This window comes from Streptomyces alboflavus, assembly GCF_000716675.1.
Taxonomy (GTDB): domain Bacteria; phylum Actinomycetota; class Actinomycetes; order Streptomycetales; family Streptomycetaceae; genus Streptomyces; species Streptomyces alboflavus.
Genome location: NZ_JNXT01000014.1, coordinates 1 through 11,317, shown reverse-complemented (window position 1 = coordinate 11,317; position 11,317 = coordinate 1). Strand labels below are relative to the sequence as shown.

Below are 11,317 nucleotides of genomic sequence, written 5' to 3'. Positions count from 1 at the left end.
GTACGGCCGCACAGTGTCAACGGCGCGAGGGGGCTTCGGTGACGCCTCGGACGGTGCTGTCCGAGGCGTCACCGACGGGGGCGTCCTTCGCTCACACGCGGGTGTCGTCGGTCACCGGGACGGCGGGGGCGGCCGGGGCGTTCCGGTCGGCGCCGTGGTCGGCCGAGCGCCGGGACGCGGCCGGGGGCTCGGTGCTGCAGAAGGCGGGTTCGAGGGTGTTGGTCAGGCCCTGCGTCACCGAGGTGTTGTTGGACGCGTTGCCGAAGACGACGGCGGTCTTCTTGCCGTCGCGGGTCGCGAAGGACTGCGTCTGGAAGCCCTGCACGATGCCGCCGTGGCCGTACACCGTGCCGCAGGACAGCTCGATCGCGCGCAGCCCGAGACCGTAGGAGACCTTGGCCGTGGGCGTGGGCAGGGCGGTCGTCATCTCCTTCACCGAGGCGTCGGAGAGCAGCCCGCCGGAGCGGCCCTTGAGCAGCTTGGTGAGGAACCGGTCCAGGTCGGCGGCGGAGGAGATGACGGCGCCCGCGCTGCCCACCCAGGAGCCGTTCTGCTCGGTGGAGTCCAGGAGCGGCTTGGTGCGGTCGTCGTTCGTCAGGTAGCCGGTGACGTGCTTCCCGGTGATGGCCTTGGAGGGGACCACGTACGAGGTCTTCTTGAGCTTCAGCGGCTCGATGATCTGCTTGCGCAGGGCCTTGGCGTACGAGCCGCCGGTCAGGTGCTCGATCGCCATCCCGAGCAGGACGTAGTTGGTGTTGGAGTACGCGTACTTGCTGCCCGGGGTGAACTGCTGGCCGTGCTTCACCGACATCGCCACCATGTCGGCGGGCTTGTAGACGGTGTTGCGGATGCGCTCCTCGAACGCCTTGGTGGTCTCCTCGCCCTGCTGCTCGAGCAGGTCGTTGGTGTGGTCGAAGATCCCGGAGCGGTGCTGCATGACCTGGCGTCCGGTCATGTCCCAGCCCGCCGGCAGGGTGCCCGCGGGGAGGTAGTCGCGCAGCGGCTTGTCCAGGTCGATGCGGCCCCGCTCGGCCAGGCGAAGGACGAGCACGGACGTGAACATCTTGGTGTTGCTGCCGACGCGGAAACGCCAGTTGGCGTTCATCGGCGTGCCGTCGAGGTCGGCCTTGCCGACGGCGAAGCTCTGCTTGGGGCCGACGTGGTCGCGGATCTCCGCGAACGCGCCCGGCGCGCCCGCGGTGACGGTGCGCTCAAGGGCGGCACGGACGGCCGCGGGATCGGCCGCCGCCGCGTTGCCGCCGGTCGCGGCCTTGTCCCCGGCCGGCTGGGCCACGGCGGTGGTCGCGCCCACCGCGGCGAGCACCACGCCGGTCACCGCCACGGTCGCCGAACGAGCGAACCCATTTCTCACCATAGGAAGTTCCCCACTTGCCTGGCGGGCCCCGGTCCCGGGCCCATGTGATCGAGATCGTAGCGGGCGCCTTCCGGACAGCTTTCAACTTTCCACAATGCAAACTCAACTGATGGCCTGTCGGTGGCTTGACCCAAGTGGGAGCATGCTCAAGCCTGTGCAACTGCGTACTCCACATTCAGGCAAATTGGCCGAACCGAAGACGGCGCGCCGCCTTGCGGCGAGGGAGGACCGACGTGGCAGAGAGCGCGTTCGACGCGGACGGCATCGACACGAGCGTTCCGCATCCGGCTCGTATGTACGACTGGTTCCTCGGCGGGAAGGACAACTACCCCGCCGACTGGGCGGCCGCCGAGGAAGTGGTCCAGCTGATGCCCGGCGCCAAGGAGACGGCGTGGGCCAACCGCGAGTTCATGCACCGGGCCGTGCGCTACGTCGCCGACCAGGGAGTGCGGCAGTTCCTGGACATCGGCACCGGAATCCCCACGGAGCCGAATCTCCACCAGATAGCGCAGGAGGTCGCCCCCGACGCCCGCGTCGTCTACACCGACAACGACCCCATCGTGCTGCGCCACGCCGAAGCGCTCCTGCGCGGCAGATCCGAGGGCCGCACCGCCTACGTCCAGGCCGACCTCAGGGACCCCGAGTCGATCATCGAATACGCCCGCGGGCATCTAGACTTCGACCGGCCGATCGCCCTGTCGCTGATCGCGCTCCTGCACTACGTGACCGACGAGCAGGACCCGCAGCGCATAGTCGACACCCTCCTGGAACCCCTGGCGTCCGGCAGCCACCTCCTGCTGTCCCACGTCACCCATGAGTTCAACCCCGGCATCTGGGAACGCATCGACGAGATCTACCGCAGCGGCGGCACCCCGGTACGGGCGCGGTCACGCACCGAGGTCTCCGCGTTCTTCACCGGGCTCGACCTGTGCGATCCGGGCGTCGTCGTCGGCCCGAAGTGGCGGCCGGACCGGGCGATGAGGATCCGCGACGAGGACATGCCGGTGTATGTGGGGGTGGCGCGGAAGCCGTGAGGCGGTGGGCTGGGCTTCGGGGGCGCGATGGCGTCAATTCCGGCATTTAGTAGGATCTCTGACTTTTGGTGCTACTCTCCGTTGCGATTCGGCAATCATGAGCAACGTATAGAGGTGTGCGTGAAGGTCGTCTGCGTCGGAGGCGGGCCCGCGGGTCTGTATCTCTCCGTCCTGCTGAAGCGTCAGGATCCGTCCACCGAGATCACCGTGTACGAGCGCAACCCGGAGGGCTCGACCTACGGGTGGGGGGTCACGTACTGGCGGGGGCTGCTCGACAAGCTGCACGCGCACGATCCGGAGTCCGCGCGTGCCGTCGAGGAGCACTCCGTGCGGTGGCACGACGGGGTGGCCCACGTGCGGGAGCTGACGACCCGCCATCACGGGGACGAGGGTTTCGGGATCGGGCGGCACCGGCTGCTCCGGATCCTGACCGAGCGGGCCAGGGCCCTCGGTGTGCGGATCGAGTTCGCGCACGAGATGGAGGTCGGCGCGCTGCCGGCCGACGCCGATCTCGTCGTCGCGGGCGACGGGCTGCACAGCGCCCTGCGGACCGACGCCGCCGACCACTTCGGCACCGAGGTCAGGGCCGGGCGTAACCACTACACCTGGCTCGGCACCACCAAGGTCTTCGACGCCTTCCACTTCGCCTTCGTGGAGACCGAGCACGGCTGGGTCTGGTGCTACGCCTACGGGTACGGCGCCGAAGGCAGCACCTGCGTCGTCGAGTGCGCCCCCGAGACCTGGTCAGGGCTCGGGCTCGACCGCGCGGACGAGGCCGACGGACTCGCGCTCCTCGAAGGGCTCTTCGCCGACCTCCTCGACGGCCACCGCCTCATCGGCCGCTCCGCCACCGACGGCCGCCCCCAGTGGCTGACCTTCCGCACCCTCACCAACCAGCGCTGGTACCGCGACAACGTCGTCCTGCTCGGCGACGCCGCCCACACCACGCACTACTCCATCGGCGCCGGTACGACCCTCGCCCTGGAGGACGCCATCGCGCTCGCCGACGCCCTGCGCGCGCACCCGGACCTGCCGGGCGCCCTCGCCGCGTACGAGCAGGAGCGCAAGTCCGCTCTCCTGCCGGTCCAGAGCGCCGCCCGCTACAGCGCCCAGTGGTACGAGAACCTGCCCCGCTATCTCGCGCTGCCGCCGCACCGCATGTTCGCCCTGCTCGGACAGCGGCACTCACCGCTCCTGCCGCACATCCCGCCGCAGCTCTACTACGGCCTCGACAAGGCCGTGGGACGGCTGACGGCCCTGCGCCGGCTCAAGCGCTGGCTCGGCCCGAAGGTCGCACGGGCCGCGCACACACGTGCCGTGGCCCCTCGGTAGGGAGCAGCCCCGGGCCCCGTCCGCACGGGGGCGCGGCCCGGACACCGGCGGCGGCTTCGTAGAGTTGGCGCCATGCCGGTGGAATCCCCCCTGATACAGAGCCTGCGGACAGCCGTCGCCGCGGCGCCCGACGACGTCCCCCTGCGGCTGCACCTGGCCGCGCTGCTCCTGGACGCGGGGCACGGCGACGCCGCGGTCGCCGAGGCGGCCGTCGCGCTGCAGCACGCCCCCGGGGACGCGGAGGCCCGGCTGCTGATGGCGCGGGCGATGGGGGTGGGCGGGCAGGTGACTCCCGACCCGGAGGCCTCGCCCGCCCCGCGGATCCATCAGACCCCGCCCGCCCAGGCGCCCGCCCCCGCCCGCCCGGGCTTCGACTGGAAGGCCGCCCAGGACCAGGTCGGTGACGTGCTCCCGCCCCGGTTCGTCGAGGCTCCGCTCACCGCCGACGGGAGCGGGGACGCCGGGGACGCCGACGCGTGGGACGTGGAGCGGCCCGGCACGGTCCGGCTCGCCGACGTCGGCGGCATGCAGGAGGTCAAGGAGCGCCTGGAGGCCGCGTTCCTGGCGCCGCTGCGCAACCCTGAACTGCGGCGCGTGTACGGCAAGAGCCTGCGCGGCGGGCTGCTCCTGTACGGGCCGCCCGGCTGCGGCAAGACCTTCATCGCGCGGGCCGTCGCCGGTGAACTCGGTGCCGCGTTCCTGTCGGTGTCGGTCAACGACGTGCTTGACATGTGGATCGGCAACTCCGAGCGCAACATGCACGAGATCTTCCGGACGGCCCGCCGCCAGGCCCCGTGCGTGGTCTTCCTCGACGAGCTGGACGCGCTCGGCGGCAAGCGCAGCCGCAGCCAGAGCAGCGGCATGCGCAACACCGTCAACCAGCTCCTGACCGAGCTGGACGGCGTCGACGCGGGCGCCAACGAGGGCGTGTTCGTCCTCGCCGCCACCAATGTGCCCTGGGACGTGGACATCGCGCTGCGCCGACCCGGCCGCCTCGACCGCACCCTGCTCGTCCTGCCGCCCGACGGCCCGGCCCGCGAGGCGATCCTCCGCTACCACCTGCGGGAACGGCCCATCGAGAACGTCGACCTGGGCAAGCTCGTCAAGGCCACCGACGGCCTGTCCGGCGCCGACCTGGCCCACCTGTGCGAGGCCGCGGCCGAGAGCGCGCTCCTGGACTCGGCGCGCACCGGCACCGTGCGCCTCATCGGCATGAAGGACCTGCTCGCCGCCGCACGGCAGGTCGTGCCCTCCACCGAGCCGTGGTTCGCCTCGGCACGGAACGTGGCGATGTACGCCAACGACGGCGGCATGTACGACGACCTGGTGGCCCACCTCAAGAAGAAGCGGAAGCTGTGACCACGATCCACCCCGCCGTGGAGCGGGCCGACGCCCTCATCGACCTGGAGCGGTACGACGAGGCGAGCGCCCTGCTCGCCCAGCGCATCGCCGAGGACCCGGCCGACGTCCGCGCCTGGGCCAAGCTCTCCCGCTGCCACCTCGACGCGGGCCGTCCCGACGAGGCGCTCGCGGCGGCCGACGAGGCCCTGAAGCTCGACCCGGAGGACGTGGGCGGGCTCCTCATGCGGTCCTACGCGCTGCGCCGGGTCGGTGGCGGCCGGATGCCCGAGGTCGAGCAGGTCCTGCGCGAAGTGGTCCGCATCGCCCCGGAGTACTGGCTCGGCCACGCGCTCCTCGCCGACGCCGTGTTCATCACCAACATCGTCAGCCGGGGCCAGGCAAGCGGTGGCCAGGTCTCGCGCGAGGACATGGACATATCGGCGCGCCTCGCCGAAGAGCACGTCAAGGAGGCGCTGCGCCTCGCGCCCGATGAGGTCTACGGCTACGAGGTCGCGTACAAGATCGCGTCGATCTCAGGCAACGGCACCGCCGCCGACCAGCTCGACCTCGCCATCCTGCGGCTCGACCCCAACCACCCGGGGGCCCTGGAGCGGCAGACCCGCAAGGCCGCCGGCACCCCCGGCGTGAAGGCCGTGGAGGCCGCCGACCTGTACGCCGCCGGGCTCGCCGTCGCGCCGGAATCCGAGGAGCTGCGGCGTGGCCTCGACCACGCCACGTACCGCATGCTGCGCGGCGTGCGCTGGCTCGCGCTGCTGTGCCTCGGCCTCGGCGCCGCGATGATCGACCTGTTCGCCGTCGAGGGCGAGACCCAGCGGGAACTGCCCGTCGAACTCGGCCAGCGGCTGTGGTTCCTCGTCCCGATGAGCGCGATCTGGGCCGTCGGCGCCCTGCTGCGCTACCGCCGCAGGCGCACCGGCGTCCAGCTCAACGTCCAGTCGCTGCTCCGGCGCGGCCGCTGGGCCCGTGTCGTGGTCGCCCAGGCGGCCTGGGCCATGCTCTGCACCCTCGTCATCACCCAAGTGCCCTGGACCGACCGGGCCGTGCCGACGGTGCTGTTCTGGGCCGGGCTCGTGCCGACGTTCGCCACGGTGTGGTTCGACCGGAGGAAGACGGACTGAGCGGGCCGGGGCAGCCCGTGGTCCGCCACGGACATTGGATACTGGCTGCTGACGGCTCCGTCCGTCCAGCCGAAGGTCCGCCCATCCAGGAGAAGCGCCGTGAGTGAATTCGAGGCGATCGACGCGCTGCTCGCGGCCGCGCCCGACGCCACCCCGCTGCCCCCCGCCGACCGGCGCCGGCTGCTGCGCGAAGGACTCGGCCTGTCGCGGGCCCAGGTCGCGCGTGCCATGGGGGTCGGCTCGTCGACGCTCGCGGCGTGGGAGGCGGGGCGCGATCCCAGCGGGGAGCTGCGCGGCCGGTACGTGTACTTCCTCCAGCAGGCCGAGGAGCGGCACGGGCGGCGGGCGGGGGAGCGGGGCGGCGCCTCGGACGACCCGGCCGGGTCCGGCTCCGGACCGGCGGCACTGACACAGGAACCGGCGGCACAGGAACCGGCGGCGCCGGAAAAGGCCGTGCCGGAAGCCGCCTCGGCGCCGACCTCGCCCGCCGACGCCGCAGCCGACGACGACCAGGACGCACTCGCCGAGCCTCGCCCCTGTGTGCTCTGTGGCCAGCCCGCCCGGCATCAGGTGGAGGGCTATCCGCAGCATCTGGACCCCGCCGAGTGCGCCGCCCCCGCACCGGAGCCCCCGGCCGCCGCGGCCGAGCCCCCGGCCTCGGCGCCGCAGTCCCGGGCCGCCGCACCCCGGCCCGTCGGCGCCGCCCCACAACGTGTCGTCCGCAGCCCCGGCCGCGGCATGAAGGTCGTCCCGGTGGGGCGGCGCGCGCAGGCCGCATCCGACATGCCCGATCTGATCGGCGACGCCGTCGCCGGGGCGCTCGCCGCGGCCTCCGGTGATGTGGAGGCGGCCACGGCGGCGCTGGTGAAGCGGGCGATCCCGGACGCCATGGCGCTGCTCGACGAGACCCGCAAGGGCGCCCGCTACGACGTCGTCGCCCACCCCTGGGTCCCGGACATCCTGCGCAAGCAGACGGCGCGCGGCGCCGACCGGATCTGGGAGGGCCGCCCCAAGTGGACGCGCGGCGAACTGCCGCCCGGCGCCCACGAGGTGACCGCCCTCGACATCAACGGCGCCTACCTCTCCGCCCTCAAGACCCATCTGCCGATCGGCCAGCTGGAGCACTCCACCGGCTTCGACCACGACCACCGCCGCGCGGGCGTGCACCTCATCACCCCGCCCGACTGGCACCACGACGACGTCCTGCCCAATCCACTGGGCAACCGCGACGAACCGGGACCCCTGTGGGTCACCGAACCCACCCTCCGGCTGCTCCTGCGCCTCTCCGGCCCGAAGTACGGCCTGTGCGACCCGCCGGAGATCCACGAGTCGTTCACGTCCGGCGCGACGGAGAACCTCCTGGAGAAGTTCCGCGTCGCCCTGAAGGACGCCCGGGATGCGGCGATCGCCGCGGCGGACGAGGTGACGCTGGAGTACGTCAAGGCGATGTACTCGAAGTTCGTCTCGACGATGGGCGAGTCGAACTACAACCGTGAGCTGTACCGCCCCGACTGGATGCACCTCATCCGCTCCCAGGCGTTCTCCAACCTCTGGACCAAGGCGTACAAGGCGCACCGCGAAGGCCTCGCCGTCGTGCGCGCCATGGGTACGGACGAGCTGCACGTCATCGGCGACTGGCGGGCCGTGTTCCCCGAGGGGCGCGGGGTGACCGAGGTGAAGGTCAAGGACACCTACACCGTCGGGTCCCCGTGACTCACCAGCGGTACCACCGCCCCCTGCGTCCGCCCACCCTGGCCGGGCGGACGATGAAGCCGAGCAGCCACGCCACGAGGATGACGGCCGCCACCAACCACAGGAACTTCAGGGCGAAGCCCGCGCCGAACAGCACGAGCGCGATCAGCAGAACCAGCAGCAAAGGAACCATGTGTTTCCACCTCCGCCGCACCGAGTGCCCCTTCCCGAGGGTGCTATGCGGGAGGTGACGGGCGGCGCCGGTCAGTCCCAGACGCTCTTCCCCTCGTCCGTCGCCCCGCCGTCCCCGCCCGCGGCGCCGTCGGCGGGCCCCCGCTCCCGTACGTACAGGAGCAGGAACGAACAGGCGCCCGCGGCGCCCGCGATGACGCACACCGCCTCGGTGACGTCGGTGCCGAACAGCGTCATCAGGTCCGGGTCGCCCGCCGCGAGGGCCACGATCTGACCCGCGACGACGGCGCAGCCGCCGAGCAGGAAGGCGATGAGCAGGACGCGGGTCGCGCCGAGCAGGAAGACGCGCAGGAAGCTGTGCACGACGTTGTGCATGATGGCTCTCCTTCTCTCTTGACGAGCGAGCGGTCAGCCCGGGATCCACAGCACGCCCACCGCCATCAGGACGCCGAACAGGTAGGTCGGCACCAGGTAGTAGAGGGCGACGGGCAGGAAGATGCGGGCCGGGTTGATGTCGGCGATGCCCGCGGCCACGTACAGGGGCGCGGCCCCGGGGGGTGAGCAGCCCTCGGACGAGGCCCACACGATGACCGACGCGAAGGCCACGTGGGCCGGGATGCCGGCGGCGGTGAGCGCGGCGAAGGCGACGGGGCCGACGGCCGCGAGGGTGGACGTGGTGTTGAGGGGGCCCGCGACGATGACGAGGACCAGGCCCACCACGAGCGCCGCGACCAGGGGCGGGACGTCCTGCAGGTCCTCGAGGTACGGGGCCAGTTGATCGCCGAGGCCGAGTCGGGCGAGGACCTCGGAGGCGGCGAACGCGGACACCATCGTCACGCCCACGAGACCCAGCTTCGGGCCGATCTCGCCGAGCGTCCGCCACCAGTCGGCCCCGCCGTGCGGCAGCGCGCGCCGCTCCACCAGCAGCCCGGCGACCAGCATCACCACCGGCAGCCACATCAGCAGCGGCACCGCGTCCGTCGCGTCGAGCCCGCCGAGGCGGTCCGTCGCCCAGTCGCTGCCGGGCCCCGTCGTGAGGAGGACCGGGACGGCGACGGCGGCGAGGACGAGCAGGGACGTCCAGCCCGCGCCGAACGACTGCCGCAGCGGCCGGATGTCCGCCGCGGCCATCGTGCCCACGCCGCGCCGGCGCACGATCGTGTACGCGACGACGAGCCGCATCGCGACCATCCACGCCCCGGTGACGAACAGCGTGGCGACGACGTCGTGCGACGACAGGACGGGTACGACGGTCGGGGCGGCGAGGAGCACGAAGAACGCGCCGCTGAACGGGAAGGTCGCGCCGACGCCCGCGTTGCCGGACAGCACGAGGGCGGCCGTCTCGCCGCTGGCCCGCGACCGCTTCATCCACGGGATGGCCAGCGAGCCGACGGTGGCGACGATCGCCGCGCCGTTGTGTGCGACGGCGCCGAACAGACCGGAGGCCACCGTCGCCGCATACGCGGAACCGCCCTTGCGGCGGCCGAGCAGCGAGCTGAGGATGTCGATCATCCGGTGCACGAGGCCGGTCCGCGTGAGGAGTTCGCTGACGAAGACGAACGCGAGGGCCGCGAACGTGATCTCCGACTTCAGGCCCTCCAGGAGGCTCTCCCAGGCCACGCGCGGCGCGTCGGCGCCGCCGAACGCCGCGCTCGCGAGGAACCCGAGCACCATCGCCTCACCGATGTTCCGCCGGAAGCCCACGTTCCAGACGACGATGACGCCGATGAACGCCACCAGGGCGAGGATCGCGTTCATCAGCTTGCGTCTTCGAGTCCGGCCGCGCGGTACGCGGCGCGGGCGGGAGCGGCGGTGAGGTGACGCAGCAGCGCGGCGGCCTCGGGGCGCTGCCGCGCGTGCGCGCCGAGCGCGATCGAGAGGTCGGTGTAGTGCTGGACCTCCTCGGGCAACGGGCCGACGACCCGGGCGTCCGGCACGAACCGCAGCTCGCTCAGCTGCTGCACGGCGAGATCCGCCCGCCCGTCGGTGACCGCGAGCGCCGTGAACCCCTTGTCGACCACCGTGGCCCGGGAGTTGACCTCGGCCGCGATGCCGAGCCGGTCGAGCAGCGCCGCGAACGCGACACCGCTCGCCCCGGTACGCGAGTACGCCACCGACCGCGCCGACGTCAACGCCCGTACGAGCGCCTGCGTGCTGGAGACGTCGACGGCGGGCGCGCCCGGCGGCACGGCCACCCCGATGCCGACGCGCGCGAGCGGACGCAGCGAGGCCTGGTCGAGCACCCCCGACGCGGCCAGTCTCTCCAGGCCGCCCGTCACCCCGACCATGACGTCGGGCCGCGCGCCGCCCGCGATCTGATCGAGGAGGACGTTCGTGGGCTCGTACACGCCCTCGACCTCGATGCCGGTGGTACCGGCGAACGCCTCCAGGACGGTGTCGTCCAGCGCCTTCTTGATCGCGAGCGCGCTGAACAGCGCCACGGGACGCGGGAGTCGAGGGGCGAGGGCCGCGCGCTGCTCCTCGGTCAGCCGGGCGTGGTCCGTGCCGCGCACCAGCAGGAAGACCCGTGCCGTCTGCTCCAGCTCCTCGACGGCCTCCAGCGCCGCGTCGAGCCCGGGCGCCGCCACCACCGGGCCGTGGTGCCGCAGCAGCAGCGCCGCGTGGGTACGGGCCTTCTCCTCGGCCGGGCCCGCGAGCCGCACGTCGCCCGGCGCGAAGTACGGGAGCAGCGGGAGCCGTCCGACGCGCATCGCGTAGTAGGCGGTGAGCGGCGGCAGCGCGTCGTCGGCGTCGAGCCCTTCGAGGCACGACACGGCGACGGCGTACGGCGAGTGGGTGTGCACGACGGCCCGCGCGTCCGGCCGCGCCCGCAACACCGCCGCGTGCAGGAACGCTTCCTTGGACGGCGACGGTCCCTCGACGTGGCCGCCGTCGGCGTCGATGACGGACAGGTCATCGGGCGCCACGGCCCCGAGGTCGACGCCGGTCGGCGTGATGAGGACGCGGCCGTCGGCGGTACGCAGCGACACGTTGCCGGTGCGTCCGTGCACGAGTCCACGGGCGGCGAGGGCGTGCGCGGTCGCGACGACGGCGGCGCGCGCGGAGGGGTGGGAGAACGAGGGGGCGGGGGTGCGCGAAGGGTGCGGATGGTCGGCGGTGTGCGGGTGTTGGGTCTGGTGCGTCTCGTGGGGTGGGGCGCCGGGAGCGGTGGGGCGGGGCCTGGTGGTGGTCATGGGCGGGCTCCTTGGGGA

Annotated in this window: 10 protein-coding genes; 5 read left to right on the top strand and 5 right to left on the bottom strand. The window is 72.6% G+C overall.

Annotated features, from left to right (window positions below; all coding sequences use genetic code 11):
- Positions 1-91: 91 nt before the first annotated feature.
- A complete protein-coding gene (locus OO63_RS12620) occupies positions 92-1,375 on the bottom strand; it encodes a serine hydrolase domain-containing protein (protein ID WP_063750398.1) in 1,284 nt (427 codons plus the stop codon).
- Positions 1,376-1,608: 233 nt separating this feature from the next.
- Between OO63_RS12620 and OO63_RS12615 the strand changes: the two genes are divergently transcribed.
- The 5 genes from OO63_RS12615 to OO63_RS12595 all read left to right on the top strand — a co-directional run bounded on the left by OO63_RS12615 (position 1,609) and on the right by OO63_RS12595 (position 7,934).
- The gene (locus tag OO63_RS12615) at positions 1,609-2,409 is read left to right on the top strand and encodes an SAM-dependent methyltransferase (RefSeq protein WP_030359491.1); all 801 of its coding nucleotides are present in this window, start codon (positions 1,609-1,611) and stop codon (positions 2,407-2,409) included.
- Positions 2,410-2,529: 120 nt separating this feature from the next.
- The gene (locus OO63_RS12610; protein WP_199819507.1) at positions 2,530-3,741 is read left to right on the top strand and encodes an FAD-dependent monooxygenase; all 1,212 of its coding nucleotides are present in this window, start codon (positions 2,530-2,532) and stop codon (positions 3,739-3,741) included.
- Between the two features lie 72 nt (positions 3,742-3,813).
- On the top strand, positions 3,814-5,100 hold the full coding sequence (locus tag OO63_RS12605; protein ID WP_030359489.1) for an ATP-binding protein: 1,287 nt from the start codon (positions 3,814-3,816) through the stop codon (positions 5,098-5,100).
- Positions 5,097-6,221: a tetratricopeptide repeat protein gene (locus OO63_RS47365; protein WP_030359488.1), complete on the top strand. Its 1,125-nt coding sequence runs from the start codon at positions 5,097-5,099 to the stop codon at positions 6,219-6,221. The genes OO63_RS12605 and OO63_RS47365 overlap by 4 nt, the downstream gene beginning before the upstream one ends.
- A 99-nt stretch (positions 6,222-6,320) precedes the next feature.
- A complete protein-coding gene (locus OO63_RS12595; RefSeq protein ID WP_030359487.1) occupies positions 6,321-7,934 on the top strand; it encodes a helix-turn-helix domain-containing protein in 1,614 nt (537 codons plus the stop codon).
- 1 nt (position 7,935) lies between these two features.
- Here OO63_RS12595 and OO63_RS12590 read toward each other — a convergent pair whose 3' ends face one another.
- From OO63_RS12590 to OO63_RS47575, 4 genes are all read right to left on the bottom strand, one after another.
- The gene (locus OO63_RS12590) at positions 7,936-8,106 is read right to left on the bottom strand and encodes a hypothetical protein (RefSeq protein WP_030359486.1); all 171 of its coding nucleotides are present in this window, start codon (positions 8,104-8,106) and stop codon (positions 7,936-7,938) included.
- 71 nt (positions 8,107-8,177) lie between these two features.
- Positions 8,178-8,480: a hypothetical protein gene (locus OO63_RS12585; protein ID WP_193560650.1), complete on the bottom strand. Its 303-nt coding sequence runs from the start codon at positions 8,478-8,480 to the stop codon at positions 8,178-8,180.
- A 33-nt stretch (positions 8,481-8,513) separates the two neighbouring features.
- Complete coding sequence (locus OO63_RS12580) at positions 8,514-9,863, bottom strand: TRAP transporter large permease subunit (RefSeq protein WP_030359484.1); 1,350 nt, start codon at positions 9,861-9,863, stop codon at positions 8,514-8,516.
- Positions 9,863-11,299 carry a class II aldolase/adducin family protein gene (locus OO63_RS47575; protein WP_346009325.1) on the bottom strand — a complete coding sequence of 479 codons (1,437 nt, stop codon included), beginning with the start codon at positions 11,297-11,299 and terminating at the stop codon, positions 9,863-9,865. Before OO63_RS47575 ends, OO63_RS12580 begins: the two co-directional genes overlap by 1 nt.
- Between the last annotated feature and the right edge of the window lie 18 nt (positions 11,300-11,317).

Bases quoted from the DNA above. Each gene is read 5' to 3' on its own strand.
- OO63_RS12620 (WP_063750398.1), bottom strand. From the start codon at position 1,375: ATGGTGAGAAATGGGTTCGCTCGTTCGGCGACCGTGGCGGTGACCGGC.
- OO63_RS47575 (WP_346009325.1), bottom strand. From the start codon at position 11,299: ATGACCACCACCAGGCCCCGCCCCACCGCTCCCGGCGCCCCACCCCAC.
- OO63_RS12605 (WP_030359489.1), top strand. From the start codon at position 3,814: ATGCCGGTGGAATCCCCCCTGATACAGAGCCTGCGGACAGCCGTCGCC.
- OO63_RS12590 (WP_030359486.1), bottom strand. From the start codon at position 8,106: ATGGTTCCTTTGCTGCTGGTTCTGCTGATCGCGCTCGTGCTGTTCGGC.
- OO63_RS12585 (WP_193560650.1), bottom strand. From the start codon at position 8,480: ATGCACAACGTCGTGCACAGCTTCCTGCGCGTCTTCCTGCTCGGCGCG.
- OO63_RS12580 (WP_030359484.1), bottom strand. From the start codon at position 9,863: ATGAACGCGATCCTCGCCCTGGTGGCGTTCATCGGCGTCATCGTCGTC.